Below are 562 nucleotides of genomic sequence, written 5' to 3'. Positions count from 1 at the left end.
CCCTCGCCCGCCCCCCCCCCCCCCCCCCCCCCCCCCCCCCCCCACTCTACCGAAGGCACCGACACGGACGCGATCATGGCAGACCCTTACAACAGCGGCATCCCTTCCCCTCCAGCCCTGCGCTTCGAGGATTCGCTGGTCACCACCGCCTTCGAGCTGCCCGGCTACAGGGTGGCCCGCAACCTGGGTGTGGTGCGCGGCATCACCGTGCGCTCGCGCTCGATCGTCGGCAATTTCCTTGGTGGCATCCAGACGATCTTTGGCGGCAACATCACCATCCACACCGAGCTGTGCGAACAGGCCCGCGAGGAGACCTACCGGGACATGGTGAAGCATGCGCGGCAGCTGGGGGCCAACGCGATCATCGGCATGCGCTACGACGCCACCGACGTGATGACCGGGCTGACCGAGGTGCTGTGCTATGGCACGGCGGTGGTGGTGGAGCCGTTGCAATGATCCTGGCGTAGAGTGGGGGGGGGGGGGGGGGGGGGGGGGGGGGGGCGGGGGGGGGGGCGGGGGGGGGGGGGGGGGGGGGGGGGGGGGGGGGGGGGGGGGGGGGGGC

General features: G+C 72.8%; 1 protein-coding gene. It reads left to right on the top strand.

Annotation, left to right across the window (positions count from 1 at the left end; translation table 11 throughout):
* Positions 1-75 precede the first annotated feature (75 nt).
* Entirely contained in the window at positions 76-456 is a 381-nt protein-coding gene (locus tag IAE58_RS19885) for a YbjQ family protein (protein ID WP_199934804.1), read from the top strand.
* The last annotated feature ends 106 nt before the right edge of the window (positions 457-562 follow it).

Source organism: Stenotrophomonas sp. S49 (assembly GCF_016624905.1).
Lineage (GTDB): Bacteria > Pseudomonadota > Gammaproteobacteria > Xanthomonadales > Xanthomonadaceae > Stenotrophomonas.
This window is presented reverse-complemented; position numbering and strand designations above follow the sequence as displayed.

Coding starts and splice junctions, on each gene's coding strand:
- IAE58_RS19885 (WP_199934804.1), top strand. CDS start 76: ATGGCAGACCCTTACAACAGCGGCATCCCTTCCCCTCCAGCCCTGCGC.